General features: G+C 45.5%; 14 protein-coding genes. 8 read left to right on the forward strand and 6 right to left on the reverse strand.

Features of this window, described 5'->3' with window-relative positions; genetic code table 11:
* Nucleotides 1-383: 383 nt before the first annotated feature.
* Nucleotides 384-584 (reverse strand): restriction endonuclease subunit S, encoded by a 201-nt coding sequence (locus HC752_RS04695; RefSeq protein WP_190333968.1) that lies wholly within the window; start codon nucleotides 582-584, stop codon nucleotides 384-386.
* A gap of 336 nt (nucleotides 585-920) precedes the next feature.
* Here HC752_RS04695 and HC752_RS04700 point away from each other — a divergent pair, with 336 nt between their 5' ends.
* Genes HC752_RS04700 through HC752_RS04725 form a run of 6 tightly spaced genes read left to right on the forward strand, consistent with a single transcriptional unit; the run spans nucleotide 921 to nucleotide 7775 of the window.
* Entirely contained in the window at nucleotides 921-1877 is a 957-nt protein-coding gene (locus tag HC752_RS04700) for an AAA family ATPase (protein ID WP_190334157.1), read from the forward strand.
* A 9-nt stretch (nucleotides 1878-1886) separates the two neighbouring features.
* Entirely contained in the window at nucleotides 1887-2807 is a 921-nt protein-coding gene (locus HC752_RS04705; protein WP_190333969.1) for a DUF58 domain-containing protein, read from the forward strand.
* Nucleotide 2808: 1 nt separating this feature from the next.
* Nucleotides 2809-3297 carry a DUF4381 domain-containing protein gene (locus HC752_RS04710; protein ID WP_190333970.1) on the forward strand — a complete coding sequence of 163 codons (489 nt, stop codon included), beginning with the start codon at nucleotides 2809-2811 and terminating at the stop codon, nucleotides 3295-3297.
* On the forward strand, nucleotides 3294-4256 hold the full coding sequence (locus HC752_RS04715) for a vWA domain-containing protein (RefSeq protein WP_190333971.1): 963 nt from the start codon (nucleotides 3294-3296) through the stop codon (nucleotides 4254-4256). Before HC752_RS04710 ends, HC752_RS04715 begins: the two co-directional genes overlap by 4 nt.
* Entirely contained in the window at nucleotides 4249-6156 is a 1908-nt protein-coding gene (locus HC752_RS04720) for a VWA domain-containing protein (RefSeq protein WP_190333972.1), read from the forward strand. Before HC752_RS04715 ends, HC752_RS04720 begins: the two co-directional genes overlap by 8 nt.
* On the forward strand, nucleotides 6150-7775 hold the full coding sequence (locus HC752_RS04725) for a BatD family protein (RefSeq protein ID WP_190333973.1): 1626 nt from the start codon (nucleotides 6150-6152) through the stop codon (nucleotides 7773-7775). Before HC752_RS04720 ends, HC752_RS04725 begins: the two co-directional genes overlap by 7 nt.
* A 293-nt stretch (nucleotides 7776-8068) precedes the next feature.
* On the opposite strand, the gene HC752_RS04730 is transcribed toward HC752_RS04725, so the two are convergent.
* The 3 genes from HC752_RS04730 to HC752_RS04740 all read right to left on the reverse strand — a co-directional run bounded on the left by HC752_RS04730 (nucleotide 8069) and on the right by HC752_RS04740 (nucleotide 12273).
* Nucleotides 8069-9292, reverse strand: coding sequence for a sensor histidine kinase (locus HC752_RS04730; protein WP_190333974.1), 1224 nt, complete (start codon nucleotides 9290-9292; stop codon nucleotides 8069-8071).
* 32 nt (nucleotides 9293-9324) lie between these two features.
* Nucleotides 9325-9996 carry a response regulator transcription factor gene (locus HC752_RS04735; protein WP_190333975.1) on the reverse strand — a complete coding sequence of 224 codons (672 nt, stop codon included), beginning with the start codon at nucleotides 9994-9996 and terminating at the stop codon, nucleotides 9325-9327.
* A gap of 252 nt (nucleotides 9997-10248) precedes the next feature.
* Nucleotides 10249-12273 (reverse strand): sensor histidine kinase, encoded by a 2025-nt coding sequence (locus HC752_RS04740; RefSeq protein WP_190333976.1) that lies wholly within the window; start codon nucleotides 12271-12273, stop codon nucleotides 10249-10251.
* A gap of 339 nt (nucleotides 12274-12612) precedes the next feature.
* Between HC752_RS04740 and HC752_RS04745 the strand changes: the two genes are divergently transcribed.
* Nucleotides 12613-14133 carry an HD domain-containing phosphohydrolase gene (locus HC752_RS04745; RefSeq protein WP_238930410.1) on the forward strand — a complete coding sequence of 507 codons (1521 nt, stop codon included), beginning with the start codon at nucleotides 12613-12615 and terminating at the stop codon, nucleotides 14131-14133.
* A 309-nt stretch (nucleotides 14134-14442) separates the two neighbouring features.
* Complete coding sequence (locus tag HC752_RS04750; RefSeq protein ID WP_190333977.1) at nucleotides 14443-15444, forward strand: adenosine deaminase; 1002 nt, start codon at nucleotides 14443-14445, stop codon at nucleotides 15442-15444.
* 77 nt (nucleotides 15445-15521) lie between these two features.
* On the opposite strand, the gene cyoE is transcribed toward HC752_RS04750, so the two are convergent.
* Nucleotides 15522-16415, reverse strand: coding sequence for a heme o synthase (cyoE, locus tag HC752_RS04755; protein WP_190333978.1), 894 nt, complete (start codon nucleotides 16413-16415; stop codon nucleotides 15522-15524).
* A gap of 2 nt (nucleotides 16416-16417) precedes the next feature.
* Nucleotides 16418-17500: a COX15/CtaA family protein gene (locus HC752_RS04760; protein WP_190333979.1), complete on the reverse strand. Its 1083-nt coding sequence runs from the start codon at nucleotides 17498-17500 to the stop codon at nucleotides 16418-16420.
* Nucleotides 17501-17507: the final 7 nt, after the last annotated feature.

A 17507-nucleotide genomic window follows, 5' to 3' on the forward strand; every position in this document is an offset into this window, starting at 1 on the left:
AAATAACATTATTCATTTTATATCCTGTATTGATATCAATATCACTAGTGAAAAATTGAATATGGCTGCAAAATTTCAATTCATATTGGTGAACTTGGTTCAAATAAATCATCAATTATGAAAATTTATATAGACGAAGACACAAAGAGTTAAATTTGTATATTCATCCCACAAATCAAACAGTCTCAAATGGCTATTTTCAGTAAGTGCTGATCAAATATTAAACAAAGCGTCACTTTAACGGTCGACACCCACTGGCTCTAAAGACCGAATTGCCTCCATCAAAAATTGGTCGCACAGCATAGGAATTCACGACGTTTAGGCAAAATAAAAGCGCCTGAATAGGCGCTTACTCCATGAAATGAATCGTACTTGAGATATTTCTAATGTACTGGCTTCGTGCCTTTTTCAGAAAACTTGCCGAAGTACTCTTCCATGATCTCAGGAGTCAGTTTCCCTTCCGCTTCAAGTTCTTTTAATTTAACGACAATTTCTCGTTGCTCTTCCAAAGAAGGAAGTTTTACTTCGGGTTCACTGACGCCCTCTTCAGCCATTGCAGCCAGCTCTTTCTCGAAATCACTCATACACGTACTACCTTAGAAATAATTTCCTAAATTCTAACGATTCATCACTGTGGATGCCAGAGGAATTAAAGCGCTGGCAGCGCACACCTCTGCAAGTTCTCGTGCAGCACCGTACACCGTTCATTCATCGTATTAATGTCTTCTCACTTTTTCGTTAACAGCATGATAACCCATTAAAATATCTGCTGATTTTATTGTAAATTACTTGTAAGCACTTTATGAAACTTAACTCAATGCCTTGATTTTTCAAAACGAGCCAATATCTTGTTGCTGAACTTTTTTGGATTTAATGAGTCGGAAATGTCGACTAATTCGCAAATTGGAGCTTTTCAACGCATGCAAGTGAACCTATTTCAACAATTGCAGACGCATTTAAACTCACAAGTTATCGGGCAAAGTGAGCTGGTAAAACAAATTCTCGTTGCTTTACTGGCCGACGGTCACGTTTTGGTAGAAGGACCACCGGGGTTAGCCAAGACACGCGCAGTAAAGTGTTTAGCCGACTGCATTGAAGGTGATTTTCATCGAGTCCAGTTCACGCCTGACTTGTTGCCTGCGGATTTGACTGGCACCGATATCTATCGGCCAGAGAATGGGTCGTTTACCTTTCAAAAAGGCCCCATATTCCATTCACTGATTCTTGCCGACGAAATCAACCGAGCACCAGCCAAAGTACAAGCCGCAATGCTTGAAGCCATGGCAGAAGGGCAAGTGACCGCTGGCAGTCAAACCTATTCGTTGCCTGAACTCTTTTTAGTCATTGCGACGCAAAACCCAATTGAGCAAGAAGGAACATACCCGCTACCTGAGGCTCAACTGGACCGTTTCTTACTGCACCTTGAAGTGGATTACCCAGATGCAGAAAGCGAATTGGCTATTCTTCGACTAAACCGTGGTGAAGCATTAAACGACAAGAAAGCAGATCAAATCACCATCAGCCAGCGCGATATCTTTGCTGCGCGTAAAGAAGCCCTTAGCTTACATATGGAAGAATCCATAGAGCAATACATCATTCGCTTAGTCATGGCGACACGCCAGCCTAATCAATACAGCGACGAGCTCGATCAATGGTTGGAGATGGGCGTAAGCCCGCGTGCCACCATCGCGCTGGACAGAGCGGCTCGAGCTCACGCTTGGCTAAGTGGTAGAGACTTCGTATCCCCTGAAGATGTTCAAACAATGGCTTATCCGGTATTCAGACACAGAATATTGATGAGTTATTCTGCTCAAGCACAAGGCATTACCGCCAATCATGTCGTCAAAACCATTCTTTCACTGGTCGGAAGCGCGTAAGAGTCCATTATGTCCAATATGCCACCCTACGCTAATGGTGCATTTCTATCGATAGAAGAGCTGCTTTATTACAAAAGCCAAACCACAAAATGGTTACCCCCAGCAAAAAGCTTATGGTCTCAACTGAGTGGAAACCATCAAAGCCGCAGCAAAGGTCGCGGAATGAACTTTTCTGAGGTTCGCCAATACCAAGCTGGGGACGATATTCGATCTATCGATTGGCAGGTCACCGCTCGTACTGGAAAAGTCCATACCAAACTGTTTGAAGAAGAACGTGAACAGCCAGTCATTTTGCTTATCGACTTAAGCAGCCAAATGCGATTTGGCTCCTCTTTACTGCTTAAATCCGTTCAAGCCGCTCACATGGCAAGCCTAATCGGATGGCTAACGGTTCAAGCGGGCGATAGACTTGGCACCATAATCTCGACGGGCAACGAGATAGTGGATATCAAACCCATGGCGCGTGTAAAAGGCGTATTGAGCGTGATTGAAGCCATCATAAAAGCGCACAATCAAGCCTTAGATAACGTGACTCAATCGCCAGCCTCCATCGACTGGTCTACATCGCTAAAAGAACTCCATAGGCTTAGCCCGAAAGGCAGTGAAATCATCCTGCTGAGCGATTTCTTATCGTTTAGAGAACCAGATTTCACCTTGCTTAGCCAAGTGGCTCAACACAATCGCGTTCGGGCTATTCAGTTCTATGACCCACTGGAACAAGGGGAAACCCGGTATAAGGGGCAGAATGCGGTCAGCGATGGGAAACAAAGCCGATGGGTGGACTTTTCATCCTCCAAAACCAAACACCGCTTTCGTCAGGATTTCAGCACTCGCACAGAAAGATTAGAAAACGGATTTCTTCAACAAGGTATCCATTTTAGTCAGATTTCTGCCGGCGATAACCTGATGAATCAATTACACCGAGGTTAGAATGCAAAGCAGTCCTCAATCTCTTAATTTAGCGCCGATTCAATTACCTCAAGAACCGGGATTCTGGCCCCTCGCTTGGGGTTGGTGGGCAGTCGCCATTTTTACCCTTGTTGCTATTTTGGGTGTCGCGTTACTTTTTAAACATTATCGAGCGAAACGCCAAGTAAAGCGACTAGCACGAGAACAACTCAAACACGTTAAATCGACAAAGGAAGGCATGCAATTATTGCGTCAAGTCGCGCTAAGCTACTTTCCAAGAGAACACATCGCCTCTCTCTCAGGAAAAGAGTGGTATGCATTTTTAGATCAACAACTCAAAACACCTCGCTTTATGCCGAACGCAAGCACATGGGATGCACTTCTGTACAAGCCCAGTATGCATGTGGATAACGCTTCTCAACAAACTGAACTCATGACGGATATCGAATATTGGGTTGCCCATGCCCTCCCACCTCGCCGTTCGGCAGCGAACGTCAAGGAGGAAAGATGATCAACTTTGAATGGCTCTGGGCATTTCTGCTGCTTCCACTTCCCATTCTTGTGTATTTTTTTGCACCTAAAATGCAAGAAGCACAAGCAATTCGGCTTCCTAGCCTTCCTGATACCCAGTTAGGAGAAACACCTAATCGAAACGGTCAGAAATGGCTTCTACTCGGCATTTGGCTATTACTGCTTACGGCAGCGGCTCGCCCTGTTTGGCTTGGTGAACCGGTAGAATTTTACCCTGAGCATCGAGACATGATGCTTGTCGTGGATCTCTCTTACTCCATGAGCAAAGAAGACATGTTGGAAAATGGGAACTATATCGATCGTCTATCGGCCGTTAAAAATGTTGTCGGCGATTTTGTTGCTAAACGCAAAGGCGATCGGCTAGGGCTTGTGCTATTCGCCGACCAAGCTTACTTGCAAACCCCACTGACTCTTGACAGACAAGCCGTCAAATCTCAACTGGATCGAACCGTACTCAAACTGATCGGAACCAGCACCGCGCTTGGTGACGGCATTGGTCTTGCGACCAAAACGTTTATCGACAGTAACGCTCCACAAAGGGTTATGATACTTTTGAGTGATGGCAGCAACACCTCTGGCATTATCGACCCAATAGAAGCCACAAAAATGGCCAAGGAATACGGTGCCACCATATACACGGTGGGTGTGGGTGCTGGAGAAATAGTGGTAAAAGATTTTCTCTTTGAGCGCGTGGTGAATACCGCAGAAGATCTGGATGAGAAAACGCTCATTCAGATTGCTGACATGACAGGTGGGCAATACTTCCGGGCACGAAACAGTGACGAACTGGCCACCATTTACGACACGATCAACGCACTCGAACCCGTCTCCAGTGCCAGCCAAACGTGGCGTCCTAAGTCCGAGTGGTTCTGGCTACCACTTTCATTCGTTTTATTGATGTCTTGGATTCTGGCGTTACTGAGGAGGAATCATGGCTGATTTTCTATTTATGAATCCTTACTGGCTTTTAGGTATCATTCCCGCGATCGCTTTGAGTTTTTGGATAAAAAAAGGCACCTCTTCGAAAGGATTGATTGCGAGCCACCTTGCTCAAGCCATGGGGATCTCGCAACATCGCAAGCGTTATATTCACCATTTCTGGCTTGTATTTTGGTGCATCAGCTTCATTGCCTTGGCGGGTCCGAGTTTCGACAAACAGACACGCCCAGCGTTTAACATCAGCTATGCTCGAATACTGGTTTTGGATATGTCTCGCTCTTTGTATGCCAATGACATCAAACCCAACCGCTTGCAGCAACTTAAATACAAAGCACTCGATCTACTGCCTGAATGGAAAGAAGGCAGCACGGGTTTGGTCGCCTTTGCTGGCAGCGCTTATACCATTAGCCCCTTAACAACCGACAGCCAGACGCTCGCCAGCCTGATCCCCAACTTAACACCTGAGATCATGCCGTATCAGGGCGGCAATGTCGTCGCCGCTGTTGAACTTGCCATCCAGTTGATGAGTGATGCCGGTCACCAAAAAGGCGACATCATACTGCTGGCCGACGAACTGCCGCTCTCACAGGTCGAAAGCATCAAACAGTTGCTTGGAAATAAATGGCGAATGTCTGCCATTGCCATTGGTACCGAGCAAGGTGCGCCCATTTCACTTCCTGACGGCGAACTGTTGACGTCTTCCAGCGGAAATACCGTTATCGCGAAAACTCAATTTGAGGGCTTTACCGCGGTCGCTCGACACTCTGGTGGTGTATTCTCACCACTACGTGGCGATGGCAAAGATGTCGACGCCATCGCACAGCTTTCTATTACGCCATCCACCTCTTCAGATGGTGACACCCAAGAAGTCAGCGACCGCATTAATCAAGGCTATTGGCTATTGCCCGTACTCTTGTTCGCTGCACTGGGTTTATTCCGAAAAGGGTTTGTCTTTGCCGTTGTGTTGCTTGTTCTTCCACTGCCAAAGCCCACCTTTGCCTCGCCATTCCAAACCGATGATCAAGCCGGATTTCAAGCTTATCAAAACCAAGATTACGAAAAAGCCGCCGAGCTATTTACATCGAAAGAGTGGGCAGGTGCGGCTTGGTATGAAGCCAAGCAATACGATAAAGCCATTGAGAACCTTGAAGGTCTTCAAACAGAAGGCGCTCAATACAATTTGGCCAATGCGTTGGCACAAAAAGGCGAGCTAGAAAAAGCACGCGATCTGTATCAATCGATTTTGGAAAAGAATCCAAATTTCGAGGATGCCAAACGAAACTTAAGCATTGTTGAGGAAGCGCTGAAGCAACAGCAACAGCAACAGCAACAGCAACAGCAACAGCAACAGCAACAGCAGGATTCTAAAAACGGGTCGAACCAAGAACAACAGGGTGAACAAGATTCTTCATCTGAACGAGATAATGCCGATTCGCAAGACTCTCAGAACTCACAAAACCCGCAAAATCAACAAGGACAAAACGACGAACAAGCGCAGCCTCAGCAATCGAGTGAATCGTCAGAAAAGTCGGATGAATCCGGTCAACCAGACAACGCCAGCGAATCTCAAAATGCAAAAGGCTCTGACGACGCCCAAAATACGGAAGAGTTCCAAAATACAGACAACGCCGAGCGTTCCGAAGATAAAAATGAGGAGGGAGAGGCCTCTGCACCAACTCAACCTGCTCAATCTGAGCCGGCAAATGACTCTGAGGAAAACGAACAAAATCAAGTTTCCGCCACCTCTCAAGCCCAAGGCAACACCGAAGAGGTCGACCCCAAAATTAGGCAATTGGAACAAATCCAACAACAAGCGGATGCCAGCCGTCTGCTTAAAGCGCAAATGATTTTGCAAGAAAGACAAAAACCCTCTTCTCAAAGGTCTGAACAATCATGGTAATTCGTAAGTTCGCATCATCTGTACAATGGTTCTTCTCCTTCGCTGTTATATTGGCTCTGTTATCGCCAGCAGCGTTTGCAAACAATGCCGTTGCGACGGCGTCGGTGAGCCGAACCAACGTCGCGAAAGATGAAGTATTTCAACTCAAAGTCTCAATCAATAAGCAAGTATCGAATAGCAAAGTCGACTTTTCAGTGTTGCAGCCTGCCTTTTATATGGGTCGACCTAGTTTTGGATCCTATAGCAACTCTATCAATGGCAAAACGACCGTCAGCAGTGAGTGGACTGTTGCTCTGGCGGCAACGCAAACCGGCATATTGAAAATTCCAAGTTTCGATATAGACGGTGTTAAAACCGCCCCCATTGCCATTCAAGTCACTAACGACAGAAACGCTCGCACTCAAGACGATGTCATTCAACTTACCGCCAATATTGAGAAAAGTGATTTGTACGCGGGCGAGCGCACCACACTGCATACGCGTTTGATCATCAAAGCGGACCTTCGTCGCTTACAGAATACCAATATTGAATCTGCCTTTGGTGAAGGGTTATCCATCGAACCCATTGGTGAAAGCAACCAATACCAATCGGTGGTCGATGGTGTAGAGGCAACCGTGGTCGATCAATCTTTCTATATCATCCCAGAACGCGCAGGCACATTCACCTTGTCTCCTCCTCGTATTAAGGGAGCGCTCATAGAAAGCTCAGGGAGAAGCAGCGGTACAAGGCTCATTCAGATTGATAAAAGCGCGCCTGCAATCACGCTAACCGTGAAAGAAAAACCTTCAACATACCAAGGCGCATGGCTACCGACACCATCCTTGTCGGTCGATCAGCTCTGGCAAGATGACGAAGGTAATCGCATCACCTCTGAGACCTTCACGACTCAAGTTGGCTCTCCCGTTCAACGTACGTTGGTGATCCGAGCAAAGAACCTGAGCCAACAGCAAATGCCAAATTTAAAGGTGACTTACCCTGAATCAATTCGTGTGTACGATGAAACGCCTCAGTTCTCTCAAGACAGTAATGGCGACATCATCATGACGGTTAAGCAGGTACTGATTGCGAAAGAAACGGGGCAATTCGAATTGCCCGCGGTCAGTGTGCGATGGTGGAACAGCGAAACAGGTCGGGAACAGACATCAACGGCAAGCAGTATGTCTGTCACGATTGAAAAAGGCGATGTCAGTAATTTGAACTCTGTAGTTCAGCCAACATTGCCCCAACAAACCCTTACGGTGACCGATAGCGGATTCTGGCCTTACCTTACCGCCCTCTTCGCTGTGCTTTGGCTGGCAACGTCGGTTCTTTTATGGAAAACAAAACACCGTTCGGCAGATGTAACACCTAAACCTGACAACATAAAGCCGAATAACTTCACCGCTCAATTGATCAGCGCCATAACGAACAAAGACGGCATTGCATTCGACAGAGTGTATAAAGAGTGGGCGGAAACCGTCGAACTGAGTGAATCCGTTATCAGCCAAGCGAACGCTTTCAGGCAAAGCTTGTACGGTAAAGGGACCACGACATTGGATGAGCAAGCGTTTATCCTTGCCATCAAAGGGGCAAACAAACGAAAGGTGGCCAAACCTTCCAACGTATTGCCACCACTTTAAACCGAGCTCGACCTCATCCTATAGCTTGGTTTGATGTGACACAAAAGTGGATGTAACACAAAGCGGATGCGATACGAAAGCGGACGTGATGAGACATCAGATAACGGCAAAAAGCGCGCCGAATTGAGCGCGCTTTTTCTTCATTTGAATGACTTTTTCTTCATTTGAATGACTTTTTCTTCATTTGAATGAAAAGCGACGTTAGCTGTATTAGTACACGTTAGCCTATCGTCATTTCGCCAAGCTAAAAGACTGCGCTAAGTGAACAGATCGCGCTAAGCTGCCAGATCACGCTAGGCTGGCAGAATATCTTCCTTTTCAAACTGAACCGTCACGTGCACCATTCCATCCTTGGCGACAAAATCAAAATTCCAAAACTGTGTTTGGCATATCCTTTTCACCAACTCCAATCCTAAGCCAAAGCCGCTGGACTGACGCCCTTGGTAATTCGCTGAGTTTGAGATACTGACAGCCCCATCTCCCACCTTAATTTCGACTTCTCCCTGTTCAGCATATTGAAACGCATTTCGAATGAGGTTACTCAGCACGATATTCAGCAAATCAGAGTTCGCAGATAAGTGGCTCTCCCCCTGAACATTCACAGAGAGGGCTTTTTGCTGTCTTAGGTAACCTAAGTCTTCCACCATCTGTTCACAGCACAACCGTAAATTTTTATCCGTTTTCTCTAGCGGTTGTCCAGACTCTCTGGCTAGCCATAACAAAGATTGCGTTAAAGACTGCATATTGTCCAAGGCATAGCGAGCACGTCTTAAAGGTCTTGAAGGGGGGATTTGCTCGTCGATGGTATCAAGAGACGCTTGCATGATGGCCAGTGGTGTACGCAATTCGTGGCTTGCGTGTCGTAAAAACTGGGTTTCACGTTCGTTGAATCGGCTAACACGATCAATCGCGTCTTCCAATTGCTTAGCCAGTTCGTTTAGCTCCGTAAAACGATATTTTGGTCGAGGTTCTTCTTTGGACGTACCCAATGTCGATGCCCATCGATTAAGGTGCACAAAAGGCGCACCAATACTCCTCATCCACCAAAGTGCGACAAGGACCAAAATGGCAGAGAAACAAATCAAGGACCAAATGCTTTGCTCAATCACCGTGTTAGCAAATTCTTCAATGAGCCATTCAATGTCTTCCACTGGGTACTGGCTAAGGAGATAGACATGCTCTCCATTGCTGAGCAAGTGGGACATGATTGAAATATGGTATTCCTCACCGTTTATCTCTTTCACGATTGCGGTTTCATCTTGCGCATGCACGTTCTCAGCTGATCCGAAGATTTCTTGGATATGATCGGGAAGGATTTCCCAGCTCCGATACACTTTGGTCGAGGAGAGCGTTGTCACGCTCGAATCTGGGTCTTTCTCTAAGTGGCGAACCATGGCTCGAACATCCATCCAAGCCGCCGTGTTAGAAACCTTTTCAAGGCTCAGCGAATACTGAACCATGGCGATAATGATCATATCGATCACAAGAAACAAACCAAAAAGAACCAACTTTTGCATCAGGTCCTTTTTTAAGGATATGGAGTACGCTTTCATTCCAATACCTTCACCTGTATACCAGCATTAATGCGAGTATGCAGCAGAGGAGAGCCAAACGGTTTGTCGAGCACCTTTCTCAAATTACTCAGCTGTACATTCAGGTTCCCCGGTTCAACGGGATCATCGGGCCAAACAGCATTTTCCAACTCGAGTCGTGGTACCACTCTGGGACTTTGTATCACCAAATAATGAAGAATACGCCATCCAATGGGCGTCATTTTCAACCTTTTCCCTGCTCGATACGCTTCTTGTGCATTCAAATCCAGTTCCAAGTCGCCAATCGATAGATTACTCGACAGATTGGGCTTCGTTCGCTTTGACAACGCCTGTAAGCGCGCCCAAACAACGGGCATCGGGCAAGGTTTCACAACAAAATCATCGACGCCACTCCGAAACCCTTCCAGCTCATCTTCCACCGTGTCGTAAGCCGTCATCATCAGAACAGGTGTATGCACACACGCTTCTCGCAGCATTCGGCATACCTCATACCCATCCATTTTGGGCATGTTTACATCCAATATAATGACATCCGTATCGCCTTGCAGAGCGAGCGACAAACCGCTTTGTCCGTTGTAAGCAAAATCACACTCCACACCTTTTAACTCTAAATAATCCGCCAGTGCACCAGCAAATTGGTTATCGTCATCAATGATTAAGACTTGCATGTTTTCCCCTCGTCCCTTTCTTTCGGCACGTTACTTGTACTCTGTCTTTCTGAGTCACTTTAAGACACAAAATTTAGCCGAAAAACTAGCATGTAAACGATTAATATGATCTTAAGTTTACAGGCTTCCCAATGTGGGCGAGTAACCAAATACTGGGAATGCGACAGGACACAATCAGAGAACGACCTTTCGATTACGTATCGAGCAACATGCCGTTAACTCACTCTGTGTTTAGCCATAATGGAGATTCAATTATGCAGACTCTTGCTTGTCTTGAAGATCAAGTTGCAGCGGTACGGAGATCACAAACTCAGCTCCGTGACCACGCTCGGAAGTGCATTCAATTTTTCCTTTCAAAAGCTGGTTAACAATGTTGTAGATGATATGGGCTCCTAACCCACTGCCGCCTTTTCCTCGCTTAGTGGTGATAAACGGTTCAAATATGCGCTTAAGTATGGCGTCATCAACCCCCTGTCCGGTGTCTTTGTAGCGGATAATCAAGTTGTCTTCATCCGTAGACACGTGAATAAAGATGTTTCTATCGCCACTCCATTCATCAAAACCGTGTCGAATACTATTGGCAATAAGATTGGTGTAAATTTGAATGTAACAGCTCGGATAACTTTCAATATGAATATTATCTGGGCAATCCACTTCCACGCTGACCCGAGCCACTTTAAGCTCATGAGACAGTGAGAGCAGCACTTTCTCTAAGTTTTCTTTTACGTAAAATGGATAGACGGATTCGCTACTCTGATCAACGGCGACCTGTTTGAAACTTGAAACCAATTGCTCTGCCCGAGATAGGTTTGAGGTAAGGATGTGAGCCGATTCTTTTAGCGACTCTATCGCGCCTGAAAACTGCGCCTTAGACAATTTCCCCGTTTCAAAGCCCGTTTTCAGTACATTGATTTTTTCATCGATAAAGCTTGTTGCTGTAACGCTGATCCCAAGTGGCGTATTAATCTCGTGCGCCACGCCTCCCACCAAGCTACCCAGCGATGCCATTTTCTCTGCTTCAATCAACGATTCTTGCGTCTCTTCGAGCTTACTAAGCGTATCGGAAAGTTCATGATTCGCTTGCTCTAATGAGCGTGTTCTGTCTTTGACTTTTTGCTCTAACTCTCGGTTTAACGCCATCAGTTGGTTTTCCGCATTCGTTAAATCGGTAACGTCTATACCAAAACACATGACTCGTTTTTGTTCTTTATTTTCAACAACACGCCACTGTAAAAATCGTTGTGTTCCGAGTGTGTCTCTCATCGTGAAAATCAGCTCAAATTCGGGAATGTTTTGAATCAAATTGTTCTCGCATTCCTTATCAACGTCATCATCCACAAAATACTCAAACCAACTTTTACCGATGAGCTCTCGCTCTTCTATTCCAAGGAGTATTTCCACTTCAGAGTTAACCAATTGAATTTCAAATGCGTCGTTTAACGAACAAATTAAGGAAGGAGAGGATTGTATAATCACACGAGTAAAGTCGCGTTCATATTCAAGCTGATCGTTTATCTTTTTGCGCTTGCTCAACTCGGAATCAATGCGATGATACAAAGCATTAATAGACTCAACTAACGTATCCAGCTCGTCTTTGTGTGTCTCTCTATCCAAACTCAGCAAATCACCAGGTTCGTGATTGTCTAGTTTTTGTCCTTGTACGAAAGAGGAAATGCGATTGATGTGCTTGATAACAACATGATAAACCACATACAAAACGCACATGGCGACGAGGAAAATTTTCAGTATTTGCGTTTGAAGAATAATAATCGATTTTTCCCAAAGCTTGCTGTAAATCAAATGATAGGAAGCTTCGATTTTCAACACACCCACTTTTGCGTCCTTGTAGACCAAATCGTGGAGGTGGCTTATTTCGCTGAGTGGATTTTTTTCACCAATTTCCACCACAGGGTTAAGCACACCATTGTGAAATGAATAGATACCTACGTACTGAACGCTCGGTACGTTTAAGATGCCATTGGCTTGCATAACCATCTGCTCTTCGTCCAAGTTCCATAAGCTATTAGAGATAGAAGACGTTAAGCTTTGCTCCACCGAAATGATGGACGTTTGTAGAAGTTGAACTTCTTTTTTATAGTCCCAGTAAAGTTGAATAACCGTAATCGTAATTGCCAGTACCGATGTACATAACACAATATAAATAAGCAAACGAACAGCAAAGCTATGGCTGTTCATTGTCCTTAATGTTGAAATGATCCCATCAGACTTTCGCTGGTGAGAAATATCTGAATTATGATTAGGAGCATCGGAACTCATCGACTGGCCTCATTTAACCCAATAAACCAAATGCATCTGGCTGATTAACTTAAACATAGTTAAAGTTCAAACAATCGAATATAGCTGTCTCGACACTTGGTGTTTTATCTAGTATAGACAGTGAAATTAGATTGTCTTGATCTCGTAGGCAAACGTCCTGCGCAATCAGAGAAAACCTGCATTCAATGTTGTTACTTCGCTATCCATTAGAATTTGTGCTTTAAATTCAAACTTTGTCTACACTTATCTCAGACGAATGATGTTTTGCGCCGCCTTTTTCTCTCCGCTTTGGATGCAGAGGGTGTACGTAAAATGAAGATAAATTGTGTTATGAGGTCAATGATGGGAAATGATGATCAATTCCTCTTTTCAGATCATGAAGAAGAATCGGAAGTAGAAGAACGAGAGACATGGAAGGTCTTAATCGTCGATGACGATGCCGACATTCATAAAGTGACCGAATTTGTTCTTAACGATTTCGAATATCTGGGAAAAAAACTCAACTTTTTAAATGCCTACTCCGCAGCAGAAGCGAAAGAGGTCTTTTTAGAACACGATGATATTGCGGTGGTATTTCTCGATGTTGTCATGGAGTCAAACCATGCTGGGCTTGATCTCGTAGACTGGTTACGTGTAGAGCAAGGGAACAAAACCAGCAGAATCATTTTACGCACAGGTCAGCCTGGCGATGCGCCCGAATCCGAAGTGATCAAAAAGTACGAAATTAATGATTATAAAAATAAAACCGAACTCACGGCAACGAAGTTAAATACTACCCTTTGTAGCGCTTTGCGTTCTTACCGTGACATCATGGTGATCGAAAATACGAAGAAAGGGCTCAAAACCATTATCGATGCTTCGGCGTCCATTTTAGTTGAGGGGGATGGGGGTCATTGGCTGGACGGAGTACTTTCTCAACTGTCTGCTTTGTTGCATCTGGGCGAAGTGCATGCGTTCAATTTTGCCGCACAAGAAGTTGAAGGGAAATGGAAGGTCGTCGCTTCTTCAAAAGGGGGTGAAGGGCTGATTGGTAAAGAACTAGACGAGTTCATTTCATGCTCCGTTGACGATGTAACCACAACGAAAGATCGCTTTATTCAGGTTAAAGACGAAGAGTTTCTGATCCCAGTTAAAGTGAATAAAAGCGTTGGATTATTAGTGGTGCACTGCCCTAAAAGCAGCCTTGATGAGAACATTGAAATACTGGACATATTCATCCGTAATATCACTATCGCGTACGAAAAAGTCATTTTACTCAATGAAGTTCGCGATACTCAAAAAGAGATTGCCTATCGCCTTGGGGAAGTGGTGGAAACACGCTCGAAAGAATCTGGGAGCCACGTTAAACGGGTGGCGGAAATATCCCGCTTTCTCGCCTCAAAATATGGCTTACCATCAGAGCAATGCGAAAAGATAAAACTCGCCTCGCCGTTGCACGATATTGGCAAAATTGCCATTCCCGATGCGGTACTCAATAAACCCGGCAAACTCGATGCGGATGAGTGGATTACCATGATGTCCCATGCCAGTGTGGGGGCAGAAATTCTACGCAGTTCTAACTTGGAAATATTGAATATTGCGGCGAATATTGCGGGTCACCATCACGAAAAATGGGATGGGTCGGGTTACCCCAATCACACTTCAGGCGAGTCGATTCCTATCGAGGCTCGTATCACCGCAATCGCGGACGTCTTTGACGCCCTAGCGTCCAAACGTTGCTATAAAGACCCATGGTCGAGTGAAAAAATATTTGAATTATTCCAACAAGAATCAGGAAAACACTTCGATCCTAAGCTCACCGGAATTTTCCTTGAAAACTTCGATGAACTACAAAGCATACGAGGGTCCTTTCCCGACTAGCCTTGTCATCTCTGTTTCCTTAGCCAGCGAATATCGCTGGTTTTTTTCGTGTATCCAAAAGGCGATCACCCATTAATATTAAGATTATCAATATCCTTTCGCATCATGACCATTCTGAACTAAACTAGGATTACTCCCTCAATACCCAAGGGATCTCAAGAGGTCACATTCAGAACCTCATGTTCTGTTCCAGTTCAAGGGGAAGAACGCCGAGGAATAATGATGGACCCTTCCCACATTCTTTGATGATGAAATGGGAAAGAACCTTAGCCCCTAAAGGCGAGTTTAAGCACAACATAAGGCATTGCTATGAAAACATTTATCCAGCACCTCCCGAAAGTAGAACTCCATCTTCATATTGAAGGGACGCTTGAGCCAGAATTAATGTTCGAGCTGGCTAAACGCAATAACGTGCCCATTCCTTTTCGTTCTGTCCAAGAAGTGAAAGACGCGTATCACTTCCATAATCTGCAATCGTTCTTAGATATCTATTACCAAGGCGCCAATGTACTGATTAATGAGGAAGATTTTTATGATCTCACTTGGGCATATTTGCTGAGATGTCAGCAGGACAATGTGGTGCATACGGAAATTTTTTTCGACCCCCAAACCCATACCGACAGAGGCATTCCATTTCACACCGTGATCAACGGAATCTCAAAAGCACTGGATAAGGCAAAGTCGGAGCTTGGAATCAGCAGCCAAATCATCCTGTGCTTTTTACGCCACCTTGATGAAGACGCGGCCTTTAACACCTTAGAACAAGCGTTACCCTACAAAGAAAAAATCATCGGGGTCGGTCTGGACTCATCCGAAGTCGGGCATCCACCAGAAAAGTTTGAGAGAGTATTTGCAAAAGCACGGTCTGAAGGGTTTTTAACGGTGGCACACGCTGGGGAAGAAGGACCCGCACAAAACATCATTGATGCCTTGGATATGCTACAGACATCTAGAATCGACCATGGGGTTCGCTGTGCGGACGACGAAGCACTGGTTCAACGATTAGTCGACAACCAAATACCATTAACCGTCTGCCCGCTTTCAAACACGAAATTGAACGTATTCGAACACATGAGTCAGCACAACATTGTCGATCTCCTCAGAAAAGGCGTTTGCGTTACCATCAATTCGGATGATCCAGCCTACTTTGGTGGCTATATGACGGATAATTTCCTTGCCGTTTCAGACGCGCTCAATCCGACACGACAGGAGTTGGCTCAGTTTACGTTAAACGCGATTGAAGCCAGTTTTATCTCTCCGCCGTATAAAGAGACACTGAAAGAGACGGTCATGAAGTATTTGGCCAATTAATTAGAATGTGCGACGTTAGCGTTACCCTCAGGCAAGGATTCGTTGACTTTTGCAACATCAAAAGTAGGCTTCATTCGCTAAGACAGGAAATGATCCACCAACAACGCCACAAATAAGAACATCAATTGATAAATAGAGAAGATGAACGTACTCATCGCATCGCCGTCTTCCTGATGGTATTTCAGCTTCCACGCCTTGTAGATAAATCCTGCACTTAAAAAGCTCGACACCACTAGGTACAGCAAACCACTCATTCCCACCAAAACTGGGAATAGGCACGCAATGGCTAGGAGGATGGTGTACAACAGGATGCTGGTTTTGGTGTACTCCACACCATGGGTCACTGGCAACATGGGAATATCCGCACGTGAATAATCGTCTTTCCTGTGTATGGCTAACGCCCAAAAATGGGGAGGGGTCCAAATAAAGATGATCATCACTAGCAGCCAAGCATGAGAATGCAATTCATTGGTGACCGCCGTCCACCCAAGCAAAGGAGGCATAGCACCAGCAATTCCGGCTATCACGATATTTTGGGGCGTCGCTCGCTTTAAATACAAGGTGTACACCAACGCGTAGCCAATCAAGCTCGCCATCGTCAGCCACGCCGTCAATTCATTCACCCACCAATACAGCGCCACAAACCCTGCTATACCGAGCGCGATGGCAAAGACAAACGCATTAACGGCTTTTACGTGCCCTGAAGGTAAAGGGCGTTGATAGGTTCTGGCCATGATGGCATCAATTCGGCGATCAATCAGATGGTTAAACGCCGCCGCGCTCGACGCCATTAAACCAATGCCCGCTAAGGCGACCAATGCCGTAACAAGGGGAAATTGTTCTTTTGTTGCCAAAATCATCCCGACGACGGCGGTCAGTAGCATCAAAGCAACCACTTTAGGTTTCGTGAGCTTGTAATAATCCTGCCACGACGCGCCGTCTATTCCTGCTCTAGAAAGAGATTTATCCATACTCAAAGCCCTCGCTCTTGTTCCATAAGAGGTGGTGACACACTGCGCCACACATGGAAATTGATGTAAATCGTACACAACAGTAGAAGTACTGCACCAAGGTTATGTGCCACCGCTACCGGTAATGGGAGGTTTAATAAAACGTTACTCATACCCAGTCCAACTTGGGCGATGAGTAACACCATCAACATAAACGCACCTTTACGAAGCTGAATATGCGGTTGCTGAAACAACTGAAAAGCCAATCCTATCAGCACGACAGAAGTGACAGCAGCGCCTATTCTATGGGTCACATGAATGGTCATTCTTGCCCCATAATCCAACACCCCAAATTCATAATTCGTGTGCCCTTCTTGCCTAAAATCAAAGGCCTGAGAAAAGTTCAAATAGCCAACCCAATCCCCTTCACAAATGGGTAATTCCGTGCACATCAACGCCGCGTAATTGGAAGACGTCCATCCCCCAAGAAAAATCTGGAAAACCACCACCACCAGCGCAAAGGAAGCCAGAAACTTCAGTATCGGCGTATTAACGACTATAGGCTCATACGGAGACCTTACTGAAGACGGGGATCCATTACTTACCGTAAACTGCACCACGTCATTGTGTTCAAAGCCCAATTCTTGTTTGAGACGGCAGTAGAGCAAAAACAGCAAGCTGAACAAGGCAAACCCACCCATTAAATGCAACATGACAATGGCTGGCATCAACTTAAGTGTGACCGTCCACATGCCTAACGCCGCCTGAAAAACAATTAATAGCGACAGTGAAACCGGAATCACGCGCCCACCGTAGCGAGACTTAAGCGTTAAATAGCTGATGGCGAAAACAACCAACCCAAGCGTTCCTGCCAAATAGCGATGAATCATCTCTAGCCAGGCTTTATACGGCTCGACGGTGTTGTCTGGATAGAGCTGTTTGGCGGTAGATAGCGCTTTGTCTGAAGAAGGCACACTAAGATGACCGTAACAACCTGGCCAGTCTGGACAACCAAGCCCCGCGTCCGCAAGCCGGGTATACGCGCCCATTAAGATAACCAAAAAGGTCAGAATCAGGCTTACTTGAATCAGTCTGATGATGTTCATACGCGCC

The sequence above is a fragment of the Vibrio sp. S9_S30 genome (assembly GCF_014694455.1).
GTDB lineage: Bacteria > Pseudomonadota > Gammaproteobacteria > Enterobacterales > Vibrionaceae > Vibrio.

Excerpts from the sequence above, each read along its gene's own strand:
- HC752_RS04695 (WP_190333968.1), bottom strand. The coding sequence starts at position 584 with ATGAGTGATTTCGAGAAAGAGCTGGCTGCAATGGCTGAAGAGGGCGTC.
- HC752_RS04700 (WP_190334157.1), top strand. The coding sequence starts at position 921 with ATGCAAGTGAACCTATTTCAACAATTGCAGACGCATTTAAACTCACAA.
- HC752_RS04705 (WP_190333969.1), top strand. The coding sequence starts at position 1,887 with ATGTCCAATATGCCACCCTACGCTAATGGTGCATTTCTATCGATAGAA.
- HC752_RS04710 (WP_190333970.1), top strand. The coding sequence starts at position 2,809 with ATGCAAAGCAGTCCTCAATCTCTTAATTTAGCGCCGATTCAATTACCT.
- HC752_RS04715 (WP_190333971.1), top strand. The coding sequence starts at position 3,294 with ATGATCAACTTTGAATGGCTCTGGGCATTTCTGCTGCTTCCACTTCCC.
- HC752_RS04720 (WP_190333972.1), top strand. The coding sequence starts at position 4,249 with ATGGCTGATTTTCTATTTATGAATCCTTACTGGCTTTTAGGTATCATT.
- HC752_RS04725 (WP_190333973.1), top strand. The coding sequence starts at position 6,150 with ATGGTAATTCGTAAGTTCGCATCATCTGTACAATGGTTCTTCTCCTTC.
- HC752_RS04730 (WP_190333974.1), bottom strand. The coding sequence starts at position 9,292 with ATGCAAAAGTTGGTTCTTTTTGGTTTGTTTCTTGTGATCGATATGATC.
- HC752_RS04735 (WP_190333975.1), bottom strand. The coding sequence starts at position 9,996 with ATGCAAGTCTTAATCATTGATGACGATAACCAATTTGCTGGTGCACTG.
- HC752_RS04740 (WP_190333976.1), bottom strand. The coding sequence starts at position 12,273 with ATGAGTTCCGATGCTCCTAATCATAATTCAGATATTTCTCACCAGCGA.
- HC752_RS04745 (WP_238930410.1), top strand. The coding sequence starts at position 12,613 with ATGATGGGAAATGATGATCAATTCCTCTTTTCAGATCATGAAGAAGAA.
- HC752_RS04750 (WP_190333977.1), top strand. The coding sequence starts at position 14,443 with ATGAAAACATTTATCCAGCACCTCCCGAAAGTAGAACTCCATCTTCAT.
- cyoE (WP_190333978.1), bottom strand. The coding sequence starts at position 16,415 with ATGGATAAATCTCTTTCTAGAGCAGGAATAGACGGCGCGTCGTGGCAG.
- HC752_RS04760 (WP_190333979.1), bottom strand. The coding sequence starts at position 17,500 with ATGAACATCATCAGACTGATTCAAGTAAGCCTGATTCTGACCTTTTTG.